Source organism: Pseudomonas sp. AC255 (assembly GCF_979258175.1).
The window spans coordinates 5,844,226-5,871,096 of sequence record NZ_OZ409841.1 but is presented as its reverse complement, the minus strand read 5'-3'; the positions used below and the strand labels follow the sequence as shown (position 1 = coordinate 5,871,096).

Below are 26,871 nucleotides of genomic sequence, written 5' to 3'. Positions count from 1 at the left end.
ATCAGCCGCACAACCATTTCCAGCAAAAAATAATTTCCACCCAGCCCTATCACTTTTCCAATCTCGTCCGGCACACAGGCAATTGAGAAATATTTCCATTCAGGAGCCGCCGTATGTCCCGTTCGCCAGACACCTTGTTGCGCCCCAGTCTGCTGGCTTTTGCCATCGCTTTCGGCACGCCGCTGATCAGCAGCCCGTTGCTCGCCGCTGAGCAAGCGTCCAGCGTGCGCGCCTACAACCTGCCGGCGGCGCCGCTGTCGACCACCCTGAACCAGATCGCCAGCCAGAGCGGCCTCGCCCTGTCGCTCAATCCTGCGCTGGCCGCCGGCAAGACCTCGGCCCCGGTCAACGGCCAGTACGACGCCGCCGGAGCCCTGCGCGCGGCCTTGCGCGGTACCGGTCTGCAACTGGAACAGAGCAGCGCCGGCACCTACACCTTGGTGGCCGTGCCTGAAGGCACGCTGGCCCTGCCGGAAACTTCGGTCATCGGCGTGGAAAACTTCGAAAGCGCCTGGGGCCCGGTCGAAGGCTACACCGCGACTCGCACCGCCGCCGGCACCAAGACCGACACCGCCCTGGTCGAAGCACCGCGTTCGATCTCGGTGGCGACCCGCCAGCAAATGGACGACCGCAGCGTGCACAGCCTCGATGACGCCGTGCGCTACATGCCGGGCATCACCGCCAGCAGCTACGGCAGCGACACCCGCGCCGACTGGCTGCGCGTGCGTGGTTTCGAGCCGACCCAGTTCCTCGATGGCCTGCCGCTGCCCAAAGGCGTGTACGCCAACCCGAAACAGGAAACCTGGAACCTCGACCGCCTCGCCCTGCTGCGTGGCCCGGCTTCGTCGGTGTACGGCCAGACCCCGCCGGGCGGTTTGCTCGACATGGTCAGCCGCCGCCCGAGCGCTGAAGCCAGCAGCGAAATCCAGCTGCAATACGGCAGCGACAATCACCGCCAGATCAACTTCGCCAGCACCGGCAAGATCGATGACGCCGGGCAGTTTCTCTATGGCCTCAGCGGCGTGGTGCGCGACAGCGGCACCCAGGTCGATCACGTCGACAACAAGCGCTACAACATCGCGCCGAGCCTGACCTGGAACATCGATGACGACACCAGACTCACTCTGCTGAGCCAGTTCACCCGCGACGACACCGGCATCACCAGCCAGTTTCTGCCGATCCAGGGCACGAAGATCAAATCGCCGCTCGGTGATATTTCCCATCACAAGAATCTCGGCGATCCGGATTGGGAATACTACGACCGCACCTACTACGCGCTGGGTTATGCCTTCGAACATCGGTTGAACGATGTCTGGCAGTTCAAGCAGAACCTGCGCTACACCAAGTCGGACCTGTCGTTCCAGTCGCTGACCCCCGGTTCCTACCCGTTCACCACCGTGGATGCAGAGGGCAACGTCGGCCGCACCAGCACCAGCGTCGACGAAGACATCAGCCAGTTCGCCGTGGACAACAACTTCCAGGCCGACTTCGCCACGGGTGAGATTCGCCATACCTTGCTGCTGGGTCTGGATCACCAGCGCAGCAACACCAACTACACCTCGATCTTTGGCGATGGTCTGCAAACCAACGTCATCAACCCGATCTACGGCCAGCCGATCGTACGTCCGGCGCGCTCCACCGCGTTTTACGACTACAACCAGAAGACCTACCAGACCGGCCTCTACGTGCAGGACCAAATGGCCCTCGATCAGTGGCGCCTGACCCTCGGCGGCCGTGAAGACTGGGTGCACACCAGCACCCAATTCATCAACCAGAGCGACGCCACCAACACTCAGCGTGACAAGAAATTCAGCGGCAACGCGGCGCTCAGCTACGTCTTCGACAACGGCTTCGTGCCGTACCTGTCCTACGCCGAATCCTTCCAGCCGACCACGGGCGCCGATGCCACCTCGACCGGCTCGCTCAAGCCAACCGAAGGCAAGCAATGGGAATTGGGAATCAAGTACCAGCCTCCGGGCAGCAAGACCCTGCTGACCGCCGCCGTGTATGACCTGACCCAGAAGAACGTCGCGGTGAACACCTTCGTCAACAACGTTTCGGTGACCAGCCAGACCGGCGAAGTGAAGGTCAAAGGCCTGGAACTCGAGGCCGTGTCGGATGTGACCGACAACCTCAAAGTCATCGCCGCCTACACCCTGGCCAAGTCCGAAGTGCAGAAAGGCGTCGACAAGGGCAATCGTCTGCAACTGATGCCCAACCAACAAGCCTCGCTGTGGACCGACTACACCTGGCACGCCGGCGTGCTCGACGGTTTCGGCATTGGCGCCGGCGTGCGCTACACCGGCAACACCTACGGCGACAAGGCCAACACCTGGCTGGGCAAGGCTGACGCTTACACCGTGTTCGACGCCAGCGTGCATTATGATCTCGGCCGTCTGGACAACAGTCTCAAAGGTGCATCGCTGGCGGTGAACGCGACCAACCTGTTCGACAAGGACTACATTTCCACCTGCGACAGCTTCTACTGCTACTACGGCGACCAGCGCAGTGTCGTCGCCAGCGCCACTTACAAGTGGTAAGCCAGTGAGCTGAAACAGGCCCTGTTCCCAGGCCGTCCGTACCGGACGGCTTTGGTGTTTTTGAAGGTCATGCAATGAAAAGTAAAACCATCCGCCGCTGGTCGTTCATCCACACCTGGACCAGCCTGATCTGCACGGTGTTTCTGCTGATGCTCGCACTGACCGGTCTGCCGCTGATTTTCAGCCACGAGATCGATCATTTGCTCGGCAACGCCCCGGAGCTGCGCGAGATGCCGGCCGACACGCCGCAACTCAACCTGCAGCAACTGGTCGATGCCGCGCAGAAACATCGCCCGGGCGAAGTCATGCAGTACTTCGGTTATGACGACGAAGAGCCGAACGCGGCGTTCGCGATCATGGCCAGGACGGCCGACACCGAGCCGAACTCTTCGCACACCTTCATGCTCGATGCGCGTACTGGCGAAGCGCTGGAAACCCCTTCGGCAAATGGCGGTTTGATGCTGTTCATCCTGCGTCTGCACGTCGACATGTTCGCCGGGCTGCCGGGCAAGCTGCTGCTGGCGTTCATGGGGCTGCTGTTTGTCGTGGCGATCGTCTCCGGCACGGTGCTGTACCTGCCGTTCATGCGCCGCTTGAAATTTGGCACCGTGCGCCAGGACAAGTCGACAAGACTGCGCTGGCTCGATCTGCACAACCTGATCGGCGTCGTCACTTTGACCTGGTGCCTGGTGGTGGGCGTGACCGGGGTGATCAGCGCCTGCGCCGACCTGCTCATCGCCGCCTGGCGCAACGATGCACTGACCACCCTGATCGCGCCGTATCGCGATGCGCCGCCGCTGACTCAACTGGCGCCGGCTACGCGGCTGCTCGACATCGCCGAGGAAGTCGCACCGGGGATGAAGCCGGATTTCATCGCCTTCCCCGGCACCCGTTTTTCCAGCGAGCACCATTATTCGGTGTTCATGAAGGGCGGCACGCACCTGACCTCGCACCTGCTGACGCCGGTGCTGATCGACGCCACGACCTTGCAGGTCACCGCCGTGGCCGAACGGCCGTGGTACATGGACGCCATGGGCATGTCGCAGCCGCTGCACTTTGGTGACTACGGCGGCATGCCGATGAAGATTCTCTGGGCGACGCTGGATGTGCTGACGATCATCGTGCTGGCCAGTGGTGTGTATTTGTGGGTGGTGCGGCGCAAGGCGGCCAAGCCTGTTCTGGAAACGGCGGAGGCCTCGGCATGAAGCCGCGTCAGTCGAGTTTCTGGAAGGTTTTCAGCACACCGATCGTGATCGCCCTGCTCAGTGCGGCGGGGCTGTTTGCGGCGTTGCTGGGGGATGGAATTTGGGATGCGTTGAGCTGGGTCGGGCTTGGCGTGCCGGCATTTCTGGCGATAAGAGGTTTACTGCCGCGACGCTGAGAATCCCTTGTGGGAGCGAGCCTGCTCGCGAAAGCGCCCGGACATTCAAACATCAAAGTCGACTGTCACGACGCCTTCGCGAGCAGGCTCGCTCCCACATGGGTTCTGCGCCGGACGCGAGCAGGCTATGCTGCCCGATCATTGTCCTGATCGAGACCTTGCCATGTCCGCCCCCAGCATGACCCTGTACCACAACACCCTGTCGCCCTTTGTCCGCAAAGTCATGGTGCTGCTGCACGAAACCGGTCAGCAGGATCGTGTCGCGCTGCAGGACTGCGTGCTCAGCCCGGTCAGCCCGAACCCGGCGCTGATTGCCGACAACCCGCTGAGCAAGATCCCTGCCCTGCGTCTGGCCGATGGCAATGTCATCCATGACAGCCGCGTCATCCTCGAATACCTCGATCAGCAGCACGTCGGCAATCCGCTGATCCCCCGTGAAGGTGCGGCGCGCTGGCGGCGCCTGACCCTGGCGTCGATGGCTGACGGGATCATGGATGCCTCGGTGATGGTGCGTTATGAAACTGTGCTGCGCCCGGTGGAAAAACACTGGGACGAATGGCTCGACGCCCAGCGCGACAAGATCCGCCGCGCCCTCGCCGTGCTGGAGAACGAAGCGATTGCCGAGCTGACCAGCCATTTCGATGTCGCGGCGATCAGCGTGGCCTGCGCACTGGGTTATCTGGATCTGCGCTTCCCGGACATGGACTGGCGCGCGGCCAATCCGCAACTGGCCAACTGGTATTTTGAAGTGAGTCAGCGACCGTCCATGGTGGCGACGATGCCCAAGCCCTGATTCTGCGGCGCCTGATCTGCCCCCATCGCTGGCAAGCCAGCTCCCACATTGAATCGGGACAGACCGCTGACCTGTGTGTCGGCATATATCCTGTGGGAGCTGGCTTGCCAGCGATGGCACCACCTCGGTTCTGGCGGCAGCGCTGCAACAATCAGCGTCAGCAGAACCGCCACTTCCCTGCGCTCAGCCCTCAACCCGCTCATTGCATCGCCTCCACATCAAACTCCAGCGGCTTGGCCGGTTTCAAACCAATCCCGTACCAGTCCAGTTTGCGCGTCAGCACCATGAACACCCCGAGCAGACCGAACAACATCAACGAGCCCATCAGCAGCGCGTAATCCTCGGCGCTGAGCAAGCCGTACAGCAAGCCATACAGCGCCGCCAGCCCGGCCGAGAAGCTCAACCCATGCCGCGCGCTGCGCAGGACGTGGCTGACATAGAAGCCGATCAGCAACACGCAGCCACTCGCCGACAACAGATACGCCAGCGCAAAACCGATGTGTTCCGACAGCGACAACAGCAGCAGGTAAAAGAACGCCAGCGCGACACCGACCAAGGCATATTGCACCGGGTGCACCGCCAGGCTCTTGAGCACTTCGAAGAGGAAGAAACCGGCGAATGTCAGAACGATGAACAGCAGCGCGTATTTGATCGCCCGGTCGCTCTTCAGGTACTGATCCACCGGGTCGATGAAGCTCACGCCGAAGCTGCGCCCGTTAAGCGCGTCACAGTCGCCAGCGACGCAGCGCTCCATCGCCTCTTGCAGGTTGGTGGAAAAAAACGAGGTCTGCCAGTCGGCACTGAAACCCTGATCGTTGATCTCGCGCTTGGCCGGCAGGAAGTTGCCGACGAAGCTGGGGTGCGGCCAATTGGCGGCGAGGCTGACGCTGCTGGTCTTGCCCACCGGCACCACCCGCAGCGAGCCGGTGCCTTGCAGGCGCAGGTCGAAACCGAAGGTCAGTTGCGTGGCTTTGCTGGCGTCGAGCGCCGGCAGAGTCACGTGTACGCCCTCACCGATCCACGCCACTTCACTGCCTGGCACGAAGTCCAGTTGCTGGTCGGCGAGCTCGAGTTTCAGCGCGTTTTCGATGCCGCGAATGTCGCTGATCCCCACAGCCAGGAACGGCGCATCGAACTGATAATCGGCAAAATTTTCCTTGATGCCCAACTGCGCCGGCAGGGAAAAATGCCCATCGATGCGGTTGTCGGCGTGGAACAGTCGCGCCTCGTAAATGCCGCGTTTGCGCAGTTCGGTTTGCACCTGGCCGTCGAGTTCAAAACGCTCTGGCAGAAAGTACAGACGCCCGCGCGCTTCGCCGATCTCCTCGTAGCGCTTGTTGGTTTTCTCGTTGGTTTTCCAGGTGCGCACCACCTTGCGATATGGCACTACCATCACCGGCCCGGTCAGCTGCTGGCTGTAACTGGAGCTGCGCGCGATGTCTTCGAGCACACCGTCGCGCAGTTGCTGACGTTCGTCGATGATGCCGTCGATCATCAACAGCGGTATCAGCAACAGCAGGATCAACAAGGCAATCGCGCCGAGCTTGATGGTCAGATTCTTGTTCATGGGACTCTCCCTGTTTGGATGGGGGAGTCTGCTGATGCGGTGTGGTGGGAGTGTGGGGGGAATATGGAGATTGTGTGGAGAATGCATTCCCCTGTGGGAGCGAGCCTGCTCGCGAAGGCCGCGACTCGGTTTCAAGGCAGGCGCAATACCACCTCAACCCCGCCCTCGACATTGCCAATGCGCATCACCCCGCCATGCAACTTGACCACTTCTTCAACGAAGTTCAGCCCCAGCCCGGTGCTCTTGCGTCCGCTGTCCGGGCGCGGCAACGAGTAGAAGCGTTCGGTCAGACGCGGCAAGGCGTAATCGGGAATCGGCGTGGTCTGGTTGAACAGGCGGAACTCGATCTGCTCGCCAACCCGCTCGGCACGCAAGCGCAGCAGGCCCTGCGCCGGTGTAAAATCCAACGCGTTTTCCAGCAGATTGCCCAACGCCTGGCGCAGCAGAAACGGCTCGCCAATCAACAGCAGATCCTCGCCGATCGCTTGCTCGACGCGCAGTTGTTTGCCCTCGATCCGCGCGGCCTGCGCCTTGAGCAGTTCTGCGACCAACAGCGCCAGCGGCACTGCCACCCGTTCTTCCAGCCCTTGGCGTTGTTCGACTTGCGCCAGGTTGAGCAGGCGCTCGATCAACTGCTGCATCCGCGCGCTTTCGCTGTCGATGTTGCTGACAAAGCGCAAACGCTGGACGGCCGGCATCTCGCTTTGCAGCAACTCCGCCGCACCCCGGATCGCCGCCAGCGGACTTTTCAATTCATGGGTCAGGGTGTGCACATAACGCTCGACGTAGGCCTTGCCTTCGAGCTGCGTGCGCATCTGCTCGACCGCCGTGGCCAGTTGCTCCAGCTCGCCGCCGCGATAATGCGGCACTTCCACGCGCCGGCCTTCGCTGACCGCCTGGGCATAACCGGTCAAACGGTGCAGCGCACGACTAAGCCACCATGAGAGCAAAGCGCCGAACAGCAGACCGAGGCCGATCAGTCCGGCGCCGTAAAACAGCAAGCGCCGCTCGGTGCGATCGACGTAGGGTTGCAACGAACTGTTGGGCTTGGCCACGGTGACCACGCCGATGATCCTGCCGTTGTCGCGGATCGGCGCACCGACGTGCATCACTGAAGAGCTCGGATCGTCAGGATCACTGCGGCTGGAGCGCGCGCCGTACTCGCCACGCAGGGTCAGGTAGACGTCGTTCCAGCGCGAATAATCCTGGCCGACCGCGACGCCGCTGGAGTCGAGCACGACGATGCCCTTGGCGTCGGTGACATAGATGCGGTGGTTGACCTGATTTTTCGGCAAGCCCCAGATCGTCGCTTGCGGCTGCCGCTCGCCATAGGCGCGGAGCAATTGCGGCCAGCGGTTCTCGCTGAGGGTGCCGGCCTTGAAATCGTCGCGCAGGATTTCTGCCATCAGGTTGGCAGTGTCCACCAGCGTCTCTTCGGTGGACTGACGCACGCCGGGGCGGATTTCTTCCATGACCGTGTTGAGGACGAAATAACCGGTCAGGCCGACAAACAGCACGTACACCAGAAAGATCCGCAGCCCCAGCGACATCAGCTGTGCCCCGGGCTGTAGCTGTAACCGAGGCCGCGATGGGTCTGGATCGGCTCGGCCTCGGCGCGCACCAGGCGCAACTTGGCGCGCAGGCTTTTGATGTGGCTGTCGATGCTGCGTTCGTAACCGGCGTCTGCCGCTACGCCCAGCGCATCGAGCAATTGCTCGCGGCTGAACACTCGCTCAGGTTGTTCGAGCAGGCATTGCAACAAGCGGAATTCATGGCGGGTCAGGCTCAGCGGCTGGCCGCGATAGCTGATCTGTACGCGTTCGGCATCGATGCGAAACAGCGTTGAGCCTGCTTCCAGGGTTGCGCGCGGCGCCATGCGTTTGAGGATGGCTTTGACCCGCGCCGCCACTTCACGCGGGCTGAACGGCTTGACCACGTAATCGTCGGCACCGATCTCCAGACCCACCACGCGGTCGATCTCGGCGTCGCGGGCGCTGAGAAACAGCACCGGCACCTCCGTGAAGCGCCGCAGTTGCTTGCAAGTCTCGAAGCCGCTGATGTCCGGCAAACCGATATCGAGAATGATCAGGTCGGCCGGCGTCTGCCGCTGATGCTCCAGCGCCGCCGCGCCGAGGTTCAGCCACGTGGTGCTGAACCCCTCGCCCTGCAAGGCAAAAATCAGTGTGTCGGCTATTGCCGCTTCGTCTTCGACAATCAGGATGTGCGGCATGGCGTCCGAGCCCGTGGCAGTTAGTGCGCGAACGGTGCCCCAAGCCCGGGGTTACGTCAATCAGACCACTTAGCAGTCAGGCTTGTCGGCGGTGTAGCGCCGCGCCGGGTTTACCGCCGCGCCGAACTCGCGCAAGGCCTTGGCGCCGATCAGCAGCGGATAGTTGAAGTGGCTGCGGTCGGTCAGGTTGACCTCGACGGTGCGCTTGACGTTGCCCAGGCACAGTTCCAGATCGACCACCGGGCGCTTGGCGACATCGCTGCTGTCGCGCTCTTCATCGTCCTCGTCGGAACGGCTTTTGATCTTGCTGATCCGCGCGACCTTGTGCTCGAAAACCTTGTTGCTGGCGTCCTTGGTGGCGAGGCGAAAACGCACCCAGTCTTCGCCATCACGGGTGAAGGTCTCGATGTCCTTGGCCGACAGCGAGGCGGTCAGCGCGCCAGTGTCCATCTTGGCCTTGAGCACTTCGCCACCGATTTCCGGCAGCGCGATGTATTCGTAGCGACCGTACAGCGTCGGCTCGGCGGCCATGACCGGAAGCGCGACGAGGGCAAACAGAGCAAGGAGGGATTTCACGTAAGGGGCTTCCTTGGGAGGTTGGGCAACGGCATTTTAGACCGTCGCGCGGTTGATCGTTCCCACGCTCTGCGTAGGAATGCATCCAGTGACGCTCTGCGTCACAGGGGACGCGGAGCGTCCCGGGCGGCGTTACCACGCAGAGCGTGGGAACGATCAGGTTAACGGGACTGAAGTGAAACATTCGTCAGCGCCGATTTGGCCTGTCGCGCGAAGCTGCTTATCATGGCTCGCCCCTGCCACTTCATAGAGTTGCTTATGCGCCGCCTGCTCACCGGCTGTTTCGTCACCCTGCTGCTGTTGCTCAACACCCTGGTCCTGATCGGGCCATTGATGGTGTTTGCCCTGCTCAAACTGGTCGCACCCGGGCGCTGGCGGGATTACGCATCGGGGGCGGTGATGTGGATCGCCGAGACCTGGGCCGAGATCGACAAGCTGATCTTCCGGCTGTGCATCCCGACGCAATGGGACATTCGCGGCGGCGACGATCTGCGCCGCGACACGTCCTATCTGGTGGTCAGCAACCATCAATCGTGGGTCGACATTCCGGCACTGATCCAGACCTTCAACCGGCGCACGCCGTTCTTCAAGTTCTTTCTGAAGAAAGAGCTGATCTGGGTGCCGTTCCTGGGCTTGGCGTGGTGGGCGCTGGATTACCCGTTCATGAAGCGCTACACCAAAGCCTTTCTGGCAAAGAACCCAGAGCTGGCAGGCAAGGATCTGGAAATCACCAAAGCGGCGTGCGAGCTGTTCAAGCGCCAGCCGGTGACGGTGGTGAATTATCTGGAAGGCACGCGCTACACCCTGGCGAAAAGCACCCAACAGGAATCACCGTTCAACCACTTGCTCAAACCCAAGGCCGGCGGCGTGGCGTTCGTGCTGGCGGCGATGGGTGAACAGCTCGACGCGATGCTCGATGTGACGGTGGTGTATCCGCAGGAAAAAATCCCGGGCTTCTGGGACCTGATCAGCGGCAACGTGCCGCGAGTGATCATCGACATCAGGACCCGCGAACTCGACCCGGCGCTGTGGCAGGGCGATTACGAGAAGGATCCGGCCTTTCGCCAATACGTCCAGAACTGGGTCAACCAGCTCTGGACCGAGAAGGATCAGCGCATCGTCGAGCTGCGCAACGAGCGCGGCTGACTCAAGTGCCGGTGCCGGTGCCCCAGATGCTGCCCAGGCTGCTCAACAGCGAACCACCGACGCCCTGCTGACCGAGATATTGCAGCAACACCGGGGCAAACTGGCCGATCATGCCGCTGTCCATGCCCAGCGCGCTGAACGCGTTGTTCAGGTCGTTAGTGTCTTTGACATTGCCCAGCGCATTTTCAAGACCTGCGGACTTGCCGGACGAACCGAGCAAAGCCCCGAGCGCCGCCAGATTGCCGCTGCCACCGGACAGTTTGTCGATGCCCGGCACTTCCTTGGCCAGTTGCGAGTAGTCGGTGCTGCTCAACTGATTCTTCGCCAGCCCAAGCATCGCACTGGTACCGCCAACGGCCTGCTCCGGCGTGACGTCCAGCGCACTCAAAGCACTCAACAAACCAGCGGTCTCCGAAGTCGGCGCTGCAGCGGCCGCCTTGTCACCACCTTGCATCCCCGCTACCGCACCGGCCACGTCGTTCAAACTGAAACCGGCAAACACCGGCCCGGCGGCCAGAGTCAGGAGCGATGCCAAGGCAAAACCGCGTGAAATCTTCATTCAGACATCCTCTTGGGAAAAGCAGCCGCCGGACAACGGCGACGAAACTGCCGGTTTGACCGGTGATCCGGTGGCATGTTCCGGGTTGCAAGTCCATTCTCAGCCACGGTCCGTCGAGAAAATGTGAAAACGCGGCAATAAAAACGGCGACCCTGAGGTCGCCGTTTTGCGTTGCGGTAAAACCTTACGCCGCACTGAACAACTTATGCGGATCAATCACAAACTTCTTCGGCACGCCCGCATCGAACTCGCCGTAACCTTCTGGCGCCTGATCGAGGCTGATCACTTGCACGCCGACCACTTCGGCAATGTTGATGCGGTCCCACATGATCGCCTGCATCAACTGGCGGTTGTACTTCATCACTGGAGTCTGGCCGGTGTGGAAGCTGTGGGATTTGGCCCAGCCCAGGCCGAAGCGGATGCTCAGGCTGCCCATTTTCGCGGCAGCGTCGACGGCGCCCGGATCTTCGGTGACGTACAGGCCGGGGATACCGATCTTGCCGGCAACGCGCACCACGCCCATCAGTGAGTTGAGCACCGTGGCCGGGGCTTCGGCCTTGACGCCGTCGTGGCCGTGGCCGCGTGCTTCAAAGCCAACGCAGTCCACCGCGCAATCGACTTCCGGCTCGCCCAGCAGCGCGGCGATCTGTTCGTGCAGCGGGGTGTCTTTGGACAGGTCGACGACCTCAAAGCCCTGGGCCTTGGCGTGGGCCAGGCGGATGGTGTTGACGTCGCCGACGATCACCACCGCCGCACCGAGCAAACGTGCGGAAGCGGCAGCGGCGAGGCCGACCGGACCGGCGCCGGCAATGTAAACGCTGCTGCCCGGACCGACGCCGGCAGTGACGGCGCCGTGATAGCCGGTCGGGAGGATGTCGGAGAGGCAGGTCAGGTCGCGGATTTTCTCCATGGCCTTGTCGCGATCCGGCAGTTTCAGCAGGTTGAAGTCGGCGTACGGCACCAGCACGTATTCAGCCTGGCCACCGGTCCAGTCGCCCATGTCGACGTAACCGTATGCGCCGCCGGCACGGGCCGGGTTGACGGTCAGGCAGACGCCGGTGTGTTGCTCTTTGCAGGAACGGCAGCGCCCGCAAGCCACGTTGAACGGAACGGAGACCAAATCGCCGATCTTCAGGTTTTCGACGTCGGAGCCCTTTTCGATCACCTCGCCGGTGATCTCATGGCCCAGCACCAGACCGGCCTGCGCCGTGGTCCGGCCGCGCACCATATGCTGGTCGGAGCCGCAGATGTTGGTGGAAACCACTTTGAGAATGACCCCATGCTCGATCTTGCGACCGCGCGGGTCCTGCATTTTCGGGTAGTCGATTTTCTGTACTTCGACCTTGCCAGCGCCGAGATACACCACACCACGATTGCCAGACATGCTTTCACCTCGCTGTTGTTTTTATGGAACTGCGTTGCCCCGGTTGGGCAGCGCGTTGAGTGCTCGGGTATTGCTTGTTGGTCTTGCGTTGTTTGTTACGGCCCCTTCGCGAGCAGGCTCGCTCCCACATTGGAATGCATACCCTGTGGGAGCGAGCCTGCTCGCGAAAGCGATCTAGAGAACGACGGTTCTGTTGGCGTTCAAAAAACTCGTCTTTCGATGTGATACCCAACCGCCCGCGCCAAGGTCAGGCCTTCGATATCCCGCCCTTTGGCAATCAGATCCTCGGGGTAATGACTGTGATCCACCGCCTCGACGCCCTGGGCGATGATCGGCCCCTCGTCGAGGTCGTTGTTGATGTAATGCGCCGTCGCGCCCACCAGTTTCACGCCCTTGTTGTAAGCCTGGTGATAAGGCTTGGCGCCCTTGAAGCCCGGCAACAGCGAGTGATGAATGTTGATCGCCTTGCCGTCGAGCTTGCGGCACAGCTCCGGCGATAGCACCTGCATGTAGCGGGCGAGGATCACCAGTTCGGCGCCGGCTTCTTCGATCACCTGCCAGACCTGACGCTCCTGCGCCGGCTTGTCATTGGGGTCGAGAGGGAAATGGTAGTAGGGAATCTGGTGCCAGTCGGCCAACGGCTTGAGATCCGGATGGTTGGACACCACCGCCGCGACGTCCATCGACAACTGGCCGATGCGCTGGCGATAGAGCAAGTCGTTGAGGCAGTGATCGGCCTTGGAGACCATGATCACCACTTTCGGCCGGTAGTTCGGTGCGGTCAGTTCGAAGAGCATGCCGAACGCCTGCCCGCGCTCGGCCAGCCCGGCGCGGAAGGATTGTTCGTCGAAGCCGTCGGGCTGACGGAATTCCACGCGAATGAAGAAACGCCCGGAGAGGCGGTCATCGAACGAATGGTGCTCGGTGACGTAGCAGCCCTGCTCGAACAGAAAACGCGTGACCGCGTCCACCGTGCCGAGGACGCTGGGGCAGTCGGCGGTCAGAATCCATGTGTCTGGGGCGCGGCTCATGGTGCGGTGACTCCTGTTCGTTGTGCGGGGTGTCAGGTTTTCCCTCACCCTAGCCCTCTCCCAGAGGGAGAGGGCTAGGGTGAGGCGTTCTTTCGAGCTACGCCGACCTGAAATAGCGCGTCGAACTCAGGCTCGAAAAACACACAAATCTGCTCCCTTTCCCCCTCTCCCCCTCAGGGGGAGAGGGCTGGGGTGAGGGGGTGGCTTTTGATCTTCAGGCCTGAACGCTCAGCCCGTACTCGGCCGAAGCATCCTGCAACCACAACCACCAGTAATCCGAGAAACTGCGCCGGATCAGCAGTTCCCAGGTGTCTTCGGCGGTATGACGAATCATCAACTGCGACTTGGCGAACACCGTGCCCACCGCTTTGCCGACCGGGAAGTTGTTCGGGTGCACGTCGTAGCTGGTCGACTTCATCAGCACCTGACGCACGTTCGGGCCGCTTAATTCGAGAATCTGCTGGCCGCCGCTGACGTTGACGATGGCAATGTGCAGATCGCCCAGCGCTTCGCGCAGTTTCTGCTCGGCGGCGAATTCCTCACCGCTTGGCACGATCAGCAGCCACTCGTCCGGGCCCATCCATTGCAGGCTGGTTTCGCCTTTGACGATTACGCTCAGCGCACCGGGCAATTCAATGCCAAGCGCCTTGTGCACACCGGCAGCGAACGCGGCATCGTGACCATCACCACGAATGGTCAGGTGGCCGAGGAGTTTCTTTTCCCGCACGATCACGCCGGCGTTCTTGCGGCCCTTGCCGACCAGGCTGGCGAGGTCGGCATGGTGCAGCGACGATTCGGCCTTGGCGCCAGTGGTCGGGCGTTGTTGGTAAACATTGGCTGTGGTCATAAAGCACCTTCTGAATTCTGTTGGTTCCTGTGGTTGCTGTGCCGCCGCCTTCGCGAGCAGGCTCGCTCCCACAGGGGAACGCGATCGAATGTGGGAGCGAGCCTGCTCGCGAATAGCCGCCCGCCCACCGCTCCCGAGGTTGTCAGATGTTCTGCCGATCACCCTTCGGATCGAAGAACACCGAAGAAACGATTTCCGCCTCGATCACGCTGCCATCGGCCAGCGGTGCGAACACCCGCTCGCCCATGCGCTTGAGACCGCCCTTGACCACACCCATGGCAAACGAATAACCGAGGGAGTTGTGCGCGTAACTCGAGGTCACGTGGCCGACCATGGTCATCGGGATCGCCTGTTTGGTGTTGAACACCAGCTGCGCACCTTCCGGCAGCCATTTGGTCGGATCGATCGGCTTGAGGCCCACCAGTTGTTTGCGCTGGTCTTTCACGCAATCTTCGCGGTTCATGCCGCGCTGGCCGATCCACGAGAACGGTTTGGTGCGACCGACACACCAGCCCATGTTCAGGTCGTCCGGGGTCATCGAGCCGTCGGTGTCCTGACCGACGATGATGAAGCCCTTCTCGGCCCGCAGCACGTGCATGGTTTCGGTGCCGTACGGCGTCAGGTTGTACTGCTTGCCGGCCTCGACGATTTTCTCCAGCACGCCCATCGCATAATCGGCCTGCACGTTGACTTCGTACGACAGCTCACCGGTGAACGAGATACGGAACACCCGCGCCGGCACATCGCCGACCAGACCTTCTTTCCAGGTCATGAACGGGAACGCTTCGTTGCTGAGATCAATGTCGGTCACGGCGCTGAGCAGCTTGCGGCTGTTCGGCCCGGACAGGGTCATGGTCGCCCAGTGATCGGTAACGGAGGTGAAGTACACCTTCATATCCGGCCATTCGGTCTGGTGGTACAGCTCCAGCCACTGCAGCACGCGAGCCGCGCCGCCGGTGGTGGTGGTCATGACGAAATGGTTGTCGGCCAGACACGCCGTCACACCGTCGTCGAAGACCATGCCGTCTTCCTTGCACATCAGACCGTAGCGAGCCTTGCCCACGTCGAGCTTGGTCCAGGCGTTGGTGTACACGCGGTTGAGAAACTCGCGGGCATCCGGGCCTTGAATGTCGATCTTGCCGAGGGTCGAAGCATCGAGCAGGCCAACGCTGTCGCGCACGGCTTTGCATTCGCGCTTGACCGCCGCGTGCAGGTCTTCACCGTTTTTCGGGAAGTACCAGGGACGCTTCCACTGACCGACGTCTTCAAACTCGGCGCCGTTCTTCACATGCCAGGCATGCAGCGCGGTGTAGCGCACCGGTTCGAAGATGTGCCCGCAGTGTCGACCGGCCACGGCGCCGAAGGTCACCGGCGTGTAGTTCGGACGGAACATGGTGGTGCCCATCTGCGGGATGGTCACGTTCAGCGAACGGGCGGCAATGGCCAGACCGTTGACGTTGCCGAGCTTGCCCTGATCGGTGCCGAAGCCCAGCGCGGTGTAGCGTTTGACGTGCTCGACCGACTCGAATCCTTCACGGGTCGCCAATTCGATACCACCGGCGGTGACGTCGTTCTGGAAGTCGACGAATTGCTTCGGGGCACGCGCCGAGTTCTTCTCGTGCGGCACCTGGAACAGCGCCAGGGTCGGCTCTTCGAGACGGCTCAGGGCTTTCGGCAACACGCCTTCGACGGTCTGGAAACCGGCTTCGGCGGCAGCGCGCACGCCACCTTCAAAACCGTCGGCCAGCGAATCGCCGAGCGCGTAGACGCCATTGATGCCACCGACGCACACGCGTTTCTGCGGTGCTTCGCCCGGCACGAAACCGAGAATGTCTTCGCGCCAGACCGGTTTGCCACCGAGGTGCGAAGCCAGGTGAACCACCGGGCTGTAACCACCGGAGCTGGCCACCAGATCGCAGTCGAGCCATTCGCCCGGACTGGTCACGGCGTGGGCCTTTACGTCAATCGCGGCGACGCGGGCAGCGGTCACACGCTTGCTGCCACGCACTTCGATGACGGCGCTGCCGGTGAGGATGCGAATGCCTTTGGCGCGCGCTTCTTCGACCAATGCACCGCGCGGATTGCTGCGGGCATCAGCGATGGCGACCACTTGCAGACTGGCATCGAGCCAATCCAGAGCGACGCGGTAGGCGTGATCGTTGTTGGTCGAGAGCACCAGTTTCTTGCCTGGCGCTACGCCATAACGACGCACGTAAGTCGACACCGCGCCAGCGAGCATGTTGCCCGGCACGTCGTTGTTGCCGTAGACCAGCGGACGCTCGTGGGCGCCAGTCGCCAGCACCACGCGCTTGGCGCGGACACGGTGGATGCGCTGACGCACCTGTCCGATCGGCGCGCGGTCACCGAGGTGATCGGTGAGGCGTTCGTGAATGGTCAGGAAGTTGTGGTCGTGGTAGCCGTTGACCGTGGCGCGCGGCAACAGCAGCACGTCCGGAGTGTTCTTCAATTCAGCGATGACACTGGCGACCCATTCAATCGCCGGTTTGCCGTCGAGGCTTTCGCGCGAGTCGAGCAGGCTGCCGCCGAACTCTTCCTGCTCATCGGCCAGAATCACGCGGGCACCGCTGCGCGCAGCGGCCAGGGCAGCGGCGAGACCGGCCGGGCCAGCGCCGACGATCAGCACGTCGCAGTGCTGGTTCATGTAGTCGTAGGTGTCCGGATCGTTCTCGGTCGGCGAACGGCCGAGGCCGGCAGCCTTGCGAATGTACTTCTCGTAAGTCATCCAGAACGATTGCGGGTACATGAAGGTTTTGTAGTAGAAACCCGGCGGCATCAGCTTGCCGCCGACCTTGCCGAGAATGCCCATCATGTCGTTGTTGACGCTCGGCCAGCCGTTGGTGCTGGTGGCGACCAGACCCTGATACAACGCCTGTTGCGTGGCGCGCACGTTGGGAATCTGCGTGGCTTCGGTAGCACCGATCTGCAGCACCGCGTTCGGCTCTTCGGAACCAGCCGCGAAGATGCCGCGAGGGCGCGAATACTTGAAGCTGCGGCCGATGATGTCGACGCCGTTGGCGATCAGGGCAGCGGCCAGCGAGTCGCCTTCATAGCCTTTGTAGGTCTGGCCGTTGAAGGTGAAGCTCAGCACTTTGTTGCGGTCGATCCGTCCACCGTTGGACAGGCGATTGGTCTGGCTCATACCTTCTCTCCCAGCGCCGTCGTGGCTGTTTTCGCAGTGCCAGCCTTGTCGGTGAATTGCGGCTTCTCGCCGATCTTGTAGCTCTCGAGAATCTCGTAGGTCACGGTATCGCGAGTGACGTTGAAGTACTGGCGGCAACCGGCAACGTGGTCCCACAACTCGTGGTGCAGACCGCGCGGGTTATCGCGGAAGAACATGTAGTCACCCCACTCCTCATCGGTGCAGGCGTTCGGATCCAGCGGACGCGGGATATGCGCCTGACCGGATGCGTGGAATTCCTCTTCAGAGCGCAGTTCGCCGCAGTGAGGACAGAAGATATGCAACATGGGGATTTCTCCTGTTAGTGGGCAACCGCAGCAGCGCCGTGTTCATCGATCAACGCACCGTTGTGGAAACGGTCGATGGAGAAAGGTGCAGCCAATGGGTGCATTTCACCCTTGGCCAGACTCGCGGCAAACACGTTGCCCGAGCCAGGTGTGGCTTTGAAACCGCCGGTGCCCCAACCGCAGTTGAAGAACATGTTTGGTACCGGCGTCTTGGAAATGATCGGGCAGGCGTCCGGGGTGGTGTCGACGATGCCGCCCCACTGGCGGTTCATGCGTACGCGGGACAACACCGGGAACATCTCGACGATGGCCTGAATGGTGTGTTCGATCACCGGGTACGAACCACGCTGGCCGTAGCCGTTGTAACCGTCGATACCGGCGCCGATCACCAGGTCGCCCTTGTCGGACTGGCTGATGTAACCGTGTACGGCGTTGGACATGATCACGCTGTCGATAATCGGCTTGATCGGCTCGGACACCAGCGCTTGCAGCGGGTAGGATTCGATCGGCAGGCGGAAACCGGCAAGCTTGGCCATGTGCCCGGAGTTACCGGCCGTCACCACGCCGACGCGCTTGGCGCCGATAAAACCCTTGTTGGTTTCGACGCCGATGCACACACCGTTTTCCTTGCGGAAACCGATCACTTCGGTCTGCTGGATCAGGTCCACGCCCAAGGCATCGGCGGCACGCGCGAAGCCCCACGCCACGGCATCGTGACGGGCGACGCCGCCGCGACGCTGCACGGTCGCGCCCATGATCGGGTAGCGGGTGTTTTTCGAGCAGTCCAGGTACGGAATCTCGTCCGCAACCTGCTTGGCGTCGAGCAATTCGCCGTCGACTCCGTTGAGGCGGTTGGCACTGACCCGACGCTCGGAATCACGGATGTCCTGCAGGGTGTGGCACAGGTTGTAGACGCCACGCTGGGAGAACATCACGTTGTAGTTGAGATCCTGCGACAGGCCTTCCCACAATTTCATCGCGTGTTCGTAGAGGTGCGCCGACTCGTCCCACAGGTAGTTGGAGCGCACGATGGTGGTGTTGCGCGCGGTGTTACCGCCGCCCAGCCAGCCCTTCTCGACCACGGCGACATTGGTGATGCCGTGCTCCTTGGCCAGATAGTAGGCCGTCGCCAGGCCGTGCCCGCCGCCGCCGACGATGACCACGTCGTAGACTTTTTCGGGGTGGGCGTGCGCCACATGCGCTGCCAGTTTTCGTGGTGGCTGAGCGAGTGTTTGAACAGGCCGAAGCCGGAATAGCGTTGCATAGTCATTACTCCAAAACCGACTCAGCGATAAACCGGGAAGTCTGCGCACAGGGCCGAGACCTGCTGGGCGACATTGGCCTCGACATCGGCGTCGCCGAGGTTGTCGAGGATGTCGCAGATCCAGCCGGCGAGGGTTTCGCACTGGCTGACCTTGAAGCCGCGCGTGGTCACCGCCGGGGTGCCGATGCGCAGGCCCGAGGTCACGAACGGCGACTGCGGGTCGTTCGGCACGGCGTTCTTGTTCACGGTGATGTGGGCACGGCCCAGCGCGGCATCGGCGTCCTTGCCGGTCAGGCCCTGACGAATCAGGCTGACCAGGAACAGATGGTTGTCGGTGCCGCCGGAGACCACATCGTAGCCACGCTTGATGAACACGCTGGCCATCGCCTGGGCGTTGTCGATCACTTGTTGCTGATAAGCCTTGAAGCCAGGCTCCAGCGCTTCCTTGAAGCACACTGCTTTACCGGCAATGACGTGCATCAGCGGACCGCCCTGGGCGCCGGGGAAAACGGCCGCGTTGAGCTTTTTCTCGATCTCTTCGTTGGACTTGGCCAGGATCAGCCCGCCACGCGGACCGCGCAGGGTCTTGTGCGTGGTGGTGGTGACCACATCGGCGTACGGCAGCGGGTTCGGATACAGGCCAGCAGCGACCAGACCGGCGACGTGGGCCATGTCGACGAACAGCAGTGCACCAACCTTGTCGGCGATCTGACGGAAGCGCGGGAAGTCCAGAGTCTTCGAGTAAGCGGAGAAACCGGCAACGATCATTTTCGGTTTGCACTCGACCGCCAGACGCTCGACTTCGTCGTAGTCGATCAGTCCGGTGTCGGTGTTGATGCCGTACTGCACGGCGTTGTAGAGCTTGCCCGAGGACGACACTTTGGCGCCGTGGGTCAGGTGACCGCCGTGGGCCAGGCTCATGCCGAGGATAGTGTCACCCGGCTGGATCAGCGCCAGATACACGGCGCTGTTGGCCGAAGAACCGGAGTGCGGCTGGACGTTGGCGTAGTCGGCACCGAACAGTTGCTTGGCGCGTTCGATGGCCAGTGCTTCGACTTTGTCCACATGCTCGCAGCCACCGTAGTAGCGCTTGCCCGGATAGCCTTCGGCGTATTTGTTGGTGAGGCCGCTGCCCTGCGCTTGCATCACGCGTTTGCTGGTGTAGTTCTCCGACGCGATCAGCTCGATGTGATCTTCCTGACGTTGCTCCTCGGCATTCATCGCCGCCAGCAGTGCATCGTCGTAACCCTGGATCTGGTCTTGCTTGCTGAACATCGCGTCTCTCCCAGCGGCATCTGTGCGCCATTCGTCTCGGTAAGGCACTGGCAATGATGGCAGTGCCCTTTGATGCGATGGTATGACCGGCACAGACAGCTCAAATGCCTGCGCGCGCCACGCAAAGGTGCGTTTACGACATGGCTGGAAATGACCCGAAGAATGCACTCCCCTGTAGGAGCTGCCGAAGGCTGCGATCTTTTGACTTTGACTTTGAAGATCAAAGGATCGCAGCCTTCGGCAGCTCCTACAGGGGTCAGGCGATGATTTGGCGGATGGCAAGCAGCAGGAGGAAATGCGCGGGATACAGCGCATAGGCCCAGCGCCGCATCGGTGGTGGCTGCAGATGTCGCCCATGTCGCAAAAAGAACATTCCCAGCATCGGCGCAAACAGACATGTCGCCAGGCCGAGAATCGCCACGCTGTTGCCGAACCGCGCCGACTCGAGCAGCACCTGCCATTGGTTCGCCGCCAGACACACCAGCCCCGGCAACAGGCTGAAATACCAGGATCGGCGGAACACCAGCAGCAGCGCCAACGGCAACAATACGCCGAAGAAACCGAACATCAGTCGTTCTGAAAAAACCGCCGCAACCACCAGCGCGGCCAGTGCGAGCAATCGCGCCACCGATGCTGAATCCTGCCAGCCACGCGCCACCAGCAAGCCCAGCGCCAGCGTCGGCATTACGTTGAACGTGTCAGGGTCGGGGATATAAAAGCGATAAGGGATTTCGCTGATGGCGCTGAACAGCACCAGCCAGCCCAGATAGCGCCATTCCATCTTGCGCGAATCGTCCCGGGCCAGATTCGCCGCCATCGCCAGGCAAAACCACGGAAATGCAAGGCGACCTGGCACATACAGCCAATCGGCGGAGAAGCCGACATATCGCAGGTGATCGAGCAACATGCTCAGCAGCGCCAGCCACTTGAGCAGATCCAGGGCACCGTCGCGTTGGCTCAGGTGCATAATCGGCCCATAAACTGGTAATTTTCCCCACCCGACATTGCATGTGCTCCCCGGAAGATCTTCGGTAAAGTGCGCATCCTCATTGACCACGAGCCTTCACAAGAGTCTCGATTACGGAAGCCGGCCATGACCGACAAGAGCCAACAATTCGCCAGCGACAACTATTCCGGGATCTGCCCTGAAGCCTGGGCCGCCATGGAACAGGCCAACCACGGCCACCAGCGCGCTTACGGCGACGATGAATGGACCGCCCGCGCGGCCGATCATTTCCGCAAACTGTTCGAAACCGACTGCGAAGTGTTCTTCGCCTTCAACGGCACCGCCGCCAACTCGCTGGCCCTGTCGTCGCTGTGCCAGAGTTACCACAGCGTGATCTGCTCGGAAACCGCCCACGTCGAAACCGACGAATGCGGCGCTCCGGAATTCTTCTCCAACGGCTCGAAGCTGCTGATCGCCGGCACCGAAAACGGCAAGATCACCCCGCAATCGATCCGCGAAGTCGCGCTCAAGCGTCAGGACATCCATTACCCGAAACCGCGCGTGGTGACCCTGACTCAAGCAACCGAAGTCGGCAGTGTGTACACCCCGGAAGAAGTCCGCGCCATCAGCGCAACCTGCAAGGAGCTGGGCCTGCATCTGCACATGGACGGCGCGCGGTTCTCCAACGCCTGCGCATTCCTCGGCTGCTCGCCCGCCGACCTGACCTGGAAAGCCGGCGTCGACGTGCTGTGCTTCGGCGGCACGAAAAACGGCATGGCGGTGGGTGAAGCGATCCTGTTCTTCAACCACAAACTGGCCGAAGACTTCGACTACCGCTGCAAGCAGGCCGGGCAACTGGCGTCGAAGATGCGCTTTTTGTCGGCACCGTGGGTCGGCATTCTGGAAAACGACGCCTGGCTCAAATACGCCCGCCACGCCAACCACTGCGCGCAACTGCTGGCAGAACTGGTCAGCGACATTCCCGGGGTCGAACTGATGTTCCCAGTTCAGGCCAACGGCGTGTTCCTGCAACTGTCCGAGCCGGCCATCGCTGCGTTGACTGCAAAGAACTGGCGCTTCTACACCTTCATCGGCAAGGGCGGCGCACGCTTCATGTGCTCCTGGGACACCGAAGAAGAGCGCGTGCGCGAACTGGCGCGCGATATTCGCGAGGTCATGTCGGCCTGATTCCCTCCCAAGTTGCATTCCCATGCTCAGCACGGGAATGCAACCCAGAGGCTGCGCGTCGCGGACCTGCATTTTCAGAATCGGCCTACACCAAGGCCTACAGAAAGCACAAAAAACCCGCCATAGACTGCTTGCTCCCGATTCAAGGAGCGCACGCGATGGCAATTCCCGGCTACATGACGATCACGGGCAAGACCCAAGGGCTGATTTCGGCAGGCTGCTCAACGCCTGATTCGGTGGGCAACAGATATCAGGCGGCACACACCGATGAAATCATGGTGCTGTCGTACAGCCACAACCTCGCCAACCTCGACAACTCTCACCGAGCCACCCACGCGCCGGTCATTGTCACCAAAGTCGTCGACAAATCTTCACCGCTGCTGGCCCAGGCACTGGCCAACCGTGAAGAGATCGACTGCAAGATCAACTTCTACCGAACCTCCCCTCAGGGTCAGCAGGAAAAATACTTTTCTGTCTCGATCGACGGTGCGGTGCTCACCGAACTGAACCTGGATATGCCCCACGTCATTCTGCACAACGACGCGGAACCTCAGGAGCAGGTCGCCATTCGTTATCGTGGCATCAGCTGGGTGCATCACCTCGCCGGGACCAGCGGCCATGCCTCGTGGGGCGAAGAAGGTTGAGCGATCGGCGCCATGGTCTCAGCGACGTTCGACACGTTGCCGGCAAGCTGCTCGCACAGGCACAGACAGTCGGCTCACGTCATCTGGCATTCGGCAGTGCGCGCGTGCAGTTCAATCAGGAGGTCGCGCGCTTCGCCAAGGGCATTGTCGATGATGTCGCCAGCGGCCGCCTTTCAGCGGACATGGGCCTTGACGCCTTTGCACAGGAACAGCGTCATCTTCTGAACCAATCCAGAGTTCTGGTACGCGGCACCAAAGGTGCCGTTCCTGAAGCGGTGAAAAAACGCCCGTTATCGATGCTCAGGCAGCCTGCCTCGCGCTCCGATCCAGACAGGTTGCTGCGCGCGATTCATCAGCAGAACCTCAGGGTGGCGCGCGTTAATAACAGCAGCACCGCGCGCAGCCCTCACCCCATCAACGACTTGAAGTTCTTCCCCAGCGAGCACTGGCCGCAAGATCGTCCGGCCCCATCGGAGCCGGGTTTTTACATCGTGCAGAAAAGTATTGTCGCCGAGAAGCTTGAGGCACAACTGCTCCCCTCCGCCAACCCGAATGTCATCGCCAGATTCAGAAGTTTGAATCCGACTCCGGACATGATTAAAGCCGGTTCGATGATCGTGCTGAGCGACCCTGACAATCAGCAATGCACATACGAGGAAGCATTGCTGATGCAGACCGCGCGTTTCGTCAGTGCGACGCTGGAACCGCTGACCGTGGAAGAAGCGGATTTCATGGCGCAGCACTATGGCGTAATCCAGACCGCACTCGCCTATGAATCAAAAGTGATCGGGGTCGTCACGGCCATGGCAGCCAATCATCTGGATGGCATAAAAAATGTTCTCGCAGATCTTGAGAAGTTGCATGTTCAAACGCTGGACGTAAAAGGCAGTCTGAACTCGAAGCCGTTCAAAAAACAACGTGCGCAGTTGCTGGAAAAACTGGACGTCCATCTCAACCGGTTCACGCGGCAAAGCATTGGTCTCCCGGATCACCCGAGCCTCAAGACCGCTCTCGGCATCGATCATCCTCACCTTGTGCACCGCTGGAGAAAGGCTGGCGGCATCGGCCAGAACCCAGGTTATGCCACACATATTCGGGCTATCAGCCAAGCGTCACAGTACGTCAAATATGGCGGCTGGATCGGCACAGCAGTAGGCGGTGGCGCCTCGGCCTTGAAGGTGCAGGATGTGTGCCTGCATGGGAATACCGAGGCGTGTGAAAAGGTGAAATTCACGGAAACCGGAAGCTTTATGGGTGGCATGGTTGGAGGAGCAATCAGCAGTCGCCTCTTGACTGCGCCACTAGCAGCGAAAATTTGTCTGGGAATAGGCGTTCCGACAGGAGGAGTTGGCACCTTGGTCTGCGGTGCAGTAGCGGTGGGCGTCGGATCTCTTGCAGCGGTAATAATAGGTGAAACATTGGGCGAAGATGCTGCTGAGATAATTTACCAAGATTCTCGATAAGTCGCCTGACCAAACATTTCCCGATATAAAACCAGCGAACACTCCAAGCAGAACCAAATAGCGTCTTTCTTTATGAAACCACGAACAAAAATATGCAAAACATGCAGTGCCAAAAATAAAAAGACGCTTTTCAAATGTCATGTTTGTGGCAGCAGGTTTGAAAAACGCCTGCCGCAGCCAAAAAAATGGTTTGCCCTTACACCGAGAAGGCGTGGACTTCTAATATGCGACCTGGCGACCCTATGCTTGTTTATCGTTGCTGCTCGCGCAATTTACAAACAGAGCATTCAGTTACCTTACAGAATTCAGAGAAAAACCCAGTGGTACGAATTCAACGGATTGGAAATAGCAGCCCCCTTGTCAGCAATGTTTATGCTTGCGGTTTTGATGACGACTTTTTCAATCATCATTGGAGACCAAGGCAAACATTTCAATTCAAAGCCATTTGATCGGATCTTAATTTTCAGCTTCATCTCAACTCCACTGCTTTATTTCAGCGCATCGTTTTTTGGACATCCCGTCCGGTAGATCTGGCACGCAGGACTAGGAAATTACACCGGCGGGACTTTGGGCGAGAAAGGCGGCGAACGGATCGCACAGAAAGTATACGAGGCTGTTAAATGACTCTTCGTACTTCAGAGAAAATATTCTTGTTGATTGGTATTGTAGACTTCGTCGGCATATTTATTTTGATAGGAGTGATGTTGTATGTCGCGAAAACAAAGACCGAAATCATATTGGACCATCTAACAAACAGTTCTATTTCGAGCAGACTGATAATGCTTTGGCACGGAGGTCCTTGGGGCAAAATCTACATGATGGGAGAAGTGTTCGACATCATGCGAAACCCTGAATTTTACATTCACACAGGAAAGCTTTGCGCGAAAGACTTCGAAAACTTCCCCAAAAAACTGAAAAAGAACCTGATTATTTTATACAAACTGGTTTTCATTTTTTTTGCAATTATGATGTGCCTGGGAATAAGCTCATCCGTAGATCAAATTAACAATATCGTAAAAGATCCAATTGTGATCATGACACTGGTGAGTTTCACAGGTCTTTTAGTGGTAAATGGAATTTTACTTTATACCGCCAAGAGAAGACTGGAAACGATCCTAAATAGCCTGAAACGCAGTTCAATCACATCGTCTTTGCTCATGTTATGGCAAGCGGGCCTGGGGGGACGTATTTATATGTTGGGTGAAATTTTCGGCATCCTCAAAAAACCCGCACGGTACATTTCCCAAGGCAAAGTCAGCGCAAGAGACGTTAAGAATTTCCCGCCAAAACTCAAACGCGACCTGCTCAAACTGAATAAATACCAGCAAATATTTGGCTTTGCCTTTGTGGGCTTCGGCCTGCTCGCTTTGTTCGGGCTGATTTGAAATTGCACTTTCCCGGTCGATCTCCTCATTTAGGAGATCGACCCAAGTTCATGCCTATTTAAAACTCAATCCGCACATCCCCTTCGGCACGCTGCAGCACGACAAGATAAACCCTTCAGCCTCGTCATCCTCGGTAATCCCGCCGTTGTGTTCCATCTCCACTTCGCCGCCCAGTTTCATCACCTTGCACGTTCCGCAAATGCCCATGCCGCATGCTTTCGGGATCATCAGGCCGAGTTTGGCGGCGGCTGCGTGTACGGTTTCGCCCGGGCCGACGCGGATGCTTTTGCCGGAGGCGGTGAATTCGACCTGGTGCAGATCCGCGGCGTCGATTTCCGGCGCATCGGCGGCTTGTTCGGCCTGTTCCACCGCGTCGGCGCGGGCCTCGGGTGGAGTGGCGCCGAAGGATTCTTCGTGGTAGCGCGACATGTCGTAGCCGGCCGCTTCCAGCAAGCGTTTGACCGCAGTCATGTACGGCGTCGGGCCGCAGCAGAACACTTCGCGTTCGAGGAAGTCCGGAACCATCAGTTCGAGCATCTTGTGGTTCAGGTAACCGCGATAACCGGCCCATGGCTCACCGAGGCCGTGTTTTTCGCAGATCAGGTGCAGGCTGAAGTTGTCGATCCGCGACGCCATGTGCTCAAGCTCGCGGTGGTAAATGATGTCTTTCGGCGACCGCGCGCTGTGCACGAACGTCATGTCGACATTGGCGTTGGTGTCGTAGAACCAGCGCGCCATCGACATGCACGGGGTGATGCCGACGCCACCGCTCAGATACAGGACCTTCGGGCTTGGGAAGTCGATGGCGTTGAACAGCCCGACCGGGCCGTGCACCGCAAGCTCCTGACCTTCATGCAGGGTGTCGTGCAACCAGTTCGAGACCTTGCCACCTGGCACGCGCTTGATCGTCACCGAGAAGCTGTACGGCACCGACGGCGAGCTGGAGATGGTGTAGGAGCGCATGATCGGCTGGCCTTCGATTTCCAGCTCCAGGGTGACGAACTGCCCCGGCTTGAAGAAGAACAGGATCGGCTGGTCGGCCATAAAGCAGAAGGTGCGCACATCCCAGGTTTCCTGGATGACTTTGACGCAACGGACAATGTGTCGGCCATTGGCCCAGGTCTGGGTGGTGACCGGATTCAGGAAGCTGTTGGACATGCTGTTCT

Annotated in this window: 22 protein-coding genes and 2 pseudogenes; 9 read left to right on the top strand and 15 right to left on the bottom strand. The window is 60.4% G+C overall.

Annotated elements, in window-relative coordinates; all coding sequences use genetic code 11:
• The first annotated feature begins 113 nt into the window (after window positions 1-113).
• From ACZZ0K_RS26455 to ACZZ0K_RS26440, 4 genes are all read left to right on the top strand, one after another.
• Window positions 114-2,540 (top strand): TonB-dependent siderophore receptor, encoded by a 2,427-nt coding sequence (locus ACZZ0K_RS26455; RefSeq protein ID WP_258707285.1) that lies wholly within the window; start codon window positions 114-116, stop codon window positions 2,538-2,540.
• Window positions 2,541-2,614: 74 nt separating this feature from the next.
• Window positions 2,615-3,745, top strand: coding sequence for a PepSY-associated TM helix domain-containing protein (locus ACZZ0K_RS26450; protein ID WP_258707286.1), 1,131 nt, complete (start codon window positions 2,615-2,617; stop codon window positions 3,743-3,745).
• Window positions 3,742-3,921 (top strand): hypothetical protein, encoded by a 180-nt coding sequence (locus ACZZ0K_RS26445; protein ID WP_095181386.1) that lies wholly within the window; start codon window positions 3,742-3,744, stop codon window positions 3,919-3,921. The genes ACZZ0K_RS26450 and ACZZ0K_RS26445 overlap by 4 nt, the downstream gene beginning before the upstream one ends.
• Window positions 3,922-4,084: 163 nt before the next feature.
• Window positions 4,085-4,714 (top strand): glutathione S-transferase, encoded by a 630-nt coding sequence (locus ACZZ0K_RS26440; protein ID WP_095181385.1) that lies wholly within the window; start codon window positions 4,085-4,087, stop codon window positions 4,712-4,714.
• A gap of 199 nt (window positions 4,715-4,913) precedes the next feature.
• On the opposite strand, the gene creD is transcribed toward ACZZ0K_RS26440, so the two are convergent.
• The 4 genes from creD to rloA2 form a co-directional block, all read right to left on the bottom strand.
• Window positions 4,914-6,281: a cell envelope integrity protein CreD gene (creD, locus tag ACZZ0K_RS26435; RefSeq protein ID WP_258707287.1), complete on the bottom strand. Its 1,368-nt coding sequence runs from the start codon at window positions 6,279-6,281 to the stop codon at window positions 4,914-4,916.
• 131 nt (window positions 6,282-6,412) lie between these two features.
• Window positions 6,413-7,831 carry a two-component system sensor histidine kinase CreC gene (gene creC, locus ACZZ0K_RS26430; protein WP_041476741.1) on the bottom strand — a complete coding sequence of 473 codons (1,419 nt, stop codon included), beginning with the start codon at window positions 7,829-7,831 and terminating at the stop codon, window positions 6,413-6,415.
• On the bottom strand, window positions 7,831-8,511 hold the full coding sequence (gene creB / locus ACZZ0K_RS26425; protein ID WP_024014583.1) for a two-component system response regulator CreB: 681 nt from the start codon (window positions 8,509-8,511) through the stop codon (window positions 7,831-7,833). The genes creC and creB overlap by 1 nt, the downstream gene beginning before the upstream one ends.
• Window positions 8,512-8,580: 69 nt before the next feature.
• Window positions 8,581-9,087: a retropepsin-like aspartic peptidase RloA2 gene (rloA2, locus tag ACZZ0K_RS26420; protein ID WP_016772839.1), complete on the bottom strand. Its 507-nt coding sequence runs from the start codon at window positions 9,085-9,087 to the stop codon at window positions 8,581-8,583.
• Window positions 9,088-9,345: 258 nt separating this feature from the next.
• Here rloA2 and ACZZ0K_RS26415 point away from each other — a divergent pair, with 258 nt between their 5' ends.
• Complete coding sequence (locus ACZZ0K_RS26415; protein WP_258707288.1) at window positions 9,346-10,233, top strand: acyltransferase; 888 nt, start codon at window positions 9,346-9,348, stop codon at window positions 10,231-10,233.
• A 1-nt stretch (window position 10,234) separates the two neighbouring features.
• Here ACZZ0K_RS26415 and ACZZ0K_RS26410 read toward each other — a convergent pair whose 3' ends face one another.
• From ACZZ0K_RS26410 to ACZZ0K_RS26370, 9 genes and pseudogenes are all read right to left on the bottom strand, one after another.
• Complete coding sequence (locus ACZZ0K_RS26410) at window positions 10,235-10,792, bottom strand: DUF2780 domain-containing protein (protein ID WP_016772837.1); 558 nt, start codon at window positions 10,790-10,792, stop codon at window positions 10,235-10,237.
• Window positions 10,793-10,976: 184 nt separating this feature from the next.
• Complete coding sequence (gene fdhA / locus ACZZ0K_RS26405; protein ID WP_463559679.1) at window positions 10,977-12,176, bottom strand: formaldehyde dehydrogenase, glutathione-independent; 1,200 nt, start codon at window positions 12,174-12,176, stop codon at window positions 10,977-10,979.
• A gap of 174 nt (window positions 12,177-12,350) precedes the next feature.
• Window positions 12,351-13,207, bottom strand: a pseudogene (gene purU, locus ACZZ0K_RS26400) (formyltetrahydrofolate deformylase).
• Between the two features lie 214 nt (window positions 13,208-13,421).
• Window positions 13,422-14,054 carry a sarcosine oxidase subunit gamma gene (locus tag ACZZ0K_RS26395; RefSeq protein ID WP_041476747.1) on the bottom strand — a complete coding sequence of 211 codons (633 nt, stop codon included), beginning with the start codon at window positions 14,052-14,054 and terminating at the stop codon, window positions 13,422-13,424.
• Window positions 14,055-14,196: 142 nt separating this feature from the next.
• Window positions 14,197-17,214 carry a sarcosine oxidase subunit alpha gene (locus ACZZ0K_RS26390; RefSeq protein ID WP_258707289.1) on the bottom strand — a complete coding sequence of 1,006 codons (3,018 nt, stop codon included), beginning with the start codon at window positions 17,212-17,214 and terminating at the stop codon, window positions 14,197-14,199.
• A complete protein-coding gene (locus ACZZ0K_RS26385) occupies window positions 17,211-17,540 on the bottom strand; it encodes a sarcosine oxidase subunit delta (RefSeq protein ID WP_016772830.1) in 330 nt (109 codons plus the stop codon). The genes ACZZ0K_RS26390 and ACZZ0K_RS26385 overlap by 4 nt, the downstream gene beginning before the upstream one ends.
• Window positions 17,541-17,554: 14 nt before the next feature.
• Window positions 17,555-18,804 (bottom strand): annotated as a pseudogene (locus tag ACZZ0K_RS26380) (sarcosine oxidase subunit beta family protein).
• A gap of 21 nt (window positions 18,805-18,825) precedes the next feature.
• The gene (glyA, locus tag ACZZ0K_RS26375) at window positions 18,826-20,079 is read right to left on the bottom strand and encodes a serine hydroxymethyltransferase (RefSeq protein ID WP_024014589.1); all 1,254 of its coding nucleotides are present in this window, start codon (window positions 20,077-20,079) and stop codon (window positions 18,826-18,828) included.
• Between the two features lie 256 nt (window positions 20,080-20,335).
• Window positions 20,336-21,046, bottom strand: coding sequence for a conjugal transfer protein TraX (locus tag ACZZ0K_RS26370; RefSeq protein WP_258707290.1), 711 nt, complete (start codon window positions 21,044-21,046; stop codon window positions 20,336-20,338).
• Between the two features lie 126 nt (window positions 21,047-21,172).
• Here ACZZ0K_RS26370 and ACZZ0K_RS26365 point away from each other — a divergent pair, with 126 nt between their 5' ends.
• From ACZZ0K_RS26365 to ACZZ0K_RS26355, 3 genes are all read left to right on the top strand, one after another.
• The gene (locus ACZZ0K_RS26365) at window positions 21,173-22,213 is read left to right on the top strand and encodes a threonine aldolase family protein (protein ID WP_016772826.1); all 1,041 of its coding nucleotides are present in this window, start codon (window positions 21,173-21,175) and stop codon (window positions 22,211-22,213) included.
• 158 nt (window positions 22,214-22,371) lie between these two features.
• On the top strand, window positions 22,372-22,857 hold the full coding sequence (locus ACZZ0K_RS26360; protein WP_056786550.1) for an Hcp family type VI secretion system effector: 486 nt from the start codon (window positions 22,372-22,374) through the stop codon (window positions 22,855-22,857).
• Complete coding sequence (locus ACZZ0K_RS26355) at window positions 22,854-24,320, top strand: hypothetical protein (RefSeq protein WP_252884939.1); 1,467 nt, start codon at window positions 22,854-22,856, stop codon at window positions 24,318-24,320. Before ACZZ0K_RS26360 ends, ACZZ0K_RS26355 begins: the two co-directional genes overlap by 4 nt.
• A 305-nt stretch (window positions 24,321-24,625) precedes the next feature.
• Here the strand turns inward: ACZZ0K_RS26355 and ACZZ0K_RS26350 are convergent, their stop codons facing one another.
• Window positions 24,626-24,793, bottom strand: a complete 168-nt coding sequence (locus ACZZ0K_RS26350; RefSeq protein WP_163018906.1) for a hypothetical protein — start codon at window positions 24,791-24,793, stop codon at window positions 24,626-24,628.
• A gap of 147 nt (window positions 24,794-24,940) precedes the next feature.
• Between ACZZ0K_RS26350 and ACZZ0K_RS26345 the strand changes: the two genes are divergently transcribed.
• Window positions 24,941-25,705, top strand: coding sequence for a hypothetical protein (locus ACZZ0K_RS26345; protein ID WP_252884940.1), 765 nt, complete (start codon window positions 24,941-24,943; stop codon window positions 25,703-25,705).
• Between the two features lie 54 nt (window positions 25,706-25,759).
• Here the strand turns inward: ACZZ0K_RS26345 and gbcB are convergent, their stop codons facing one another.
• Window positions 25,760-26,863, bottom strand: coding sequence for a glycine-betaine demethylase subunit GbcB (gbcB, locus tag ACZZ0K_RS26340; RefSeq protein WP_463559673.1), 1,104 nt, complete (start codon window positions 26,861-26,863; stop codon window positions 25,760-25,762).
• Window positions 26,864-26,871: the final 8 nt, after the last annotated feature.

What these genes read in the sequence shown, in the direction of transcription:
- ACZZ0K_RS26455 (WP_258707285.1), top strand. Translation starts at nt 114, where the DNA reads ATGTCCCGTTCGCCAGACACCTTGTTGCGCCCCAGTCTGCTGGCTTTT.
- ACZZ0K_RS26450 (WP_258707286.1), top strand. Translation starts at nt 2,615, where the DNA reads ATGAAAAGTAAAACCATCCGCCGCTGGTCGTTCATCCACACCTGGACC.
- ACZZ0K_RS26445 (WP_095181386.1), top strand. Translation starts at nt 3,742, where the DNA reads ATGAAGCCGCGTCAGTCGAGTTTCTGGAAGGTTTTCAGCACACCGATC.
- ACZZ0K_RS26440 (WP_095181385.1), top strand. Translation starts at nt 4,085, where the DNA reads ATGTCCGCCCCCAGCATGACCCTGTACCACAACACCCTGTCGCCCTTT.
- creD (WP_258707287.1), bottom strand. Translation starts at nt 6,281, where the DNA reads ATGAACAAGAATCTGACCATCAAGCTCGGCGCGATTGCCTTGTTGATC.
- creC (WP_041476741.1), bottom strand. Translation starts at nt 7,831, where the DNA reads ATGTCGCTGGGGCTGCGGATCTTTCTGGTGTACGTGCTGTTTGTCGGC.
- creB (WP_024014583.1), bottom strand. Translation starts at nt 8,511, where the DNA reads ATGCCGCACATCCTGATTGTCGAAGACGAAGCGGCAATAGCCGACACA.
- ACZZ0K_RS26415 (WP_258707288.1), top strand. Translation starts at nt 9,346, where the DNA reads ATGCGCCGCCTGCTCACCGGCTGTTTCGTCACCCTGCTGCTGTTGCTC.
- ACZZ0K_RS26410 (WP_016772837.1), bottom strand. Translation starts at nt 10,792, where the DNA reads ATGAAGATTTCACGCGGTTTTGCCTTGGCATCGCTCCTGACTCTGGCC.
- fdhA (WP_463559679.1), bottom strand. Translation starts at nt 12,176, where the DNA reads ATGTCTGGCAATCGTGGTGTGGTGTATCTCGGCGCTGGCAAGGTCGAA.
- ACZZ0K_RS26395 (WP_041476747.1), bottom strand. Translation starts at nt 14,054, where the DNA reads ATGACCACAGCCAATGTTTACCAACAACGCCCGACCACTGGCGCCAAG.
- ACZZ0K_RS26390 (WP_258707289.1), bottom strand. Translation starts at nt 17,214, where the DNA reads ATGAGCCAGACCAATCGCCTGTCCAACGGTGGACGGATCGACCGCAAC.
- ACZZ0K_RS26385 (WP_016772830.1), bottom strand. Translation starts at nt 17,540, where the DNA reads ATGTTGCATATCTTCTGTCCTCACTGCGGCGAACTGCGCTCTGAAGAG.
- glyA (WP_024014589.1), bottom strand. Translation starts at nt 20,079, where the DNA reads ATGTTCAGCAAGCAAGACCAGATCCAGGGTTACGACGATGCACTGCTG.
- ACZZ0K_RS26370 (WP_258707290.1), bottom strand. Translation starts at nt 21,046, where the DNA reads ATGCACCTGAGCCAACGCGACGGTGCCCTGGATCTGCTCAAGTGGCTG.
- ACZZ0K_RS26365 (WP_016772826.1), top strand. Translation starts at nt 21,173, where the DNA reads ATGACCGACAAGAGCCAACAATTCGCCAGCGACAACTATTCCGGGATC.
- ACZZ0K_RS26360 (WP_056786550.1), top strand. Translation starts at nt 22,372, where the DNA reads ATGGCAATTCCCGGCTACATGACGATCACGGGCAAGACCCAAGGGCTG.
- ACZZ0K_RS26350 (WP_163018906.1), bottom strand. Translation starts at nt 24,793, where the DNA reads ATGAAGCTGAAAATTAAGATCCGATCAAATGGCTTTGAATTGAAATGT.
- ACZZ0K_RS26345 (WP_252884940.1), top strand. Translation starts at nt 24,941, where the DNA reads ATGACTCTTCGTACTTCAGAGAAAATATTCTTGTTGATTGGTATTGTA.
- gbcB (WP_463559673.1), bottom strand. Translation starts at nt 26,863, where the DNA reads ATGTCCAACAGCTTCCTGAATCCGGTCACCACCCAGACCTGGGCCAAT.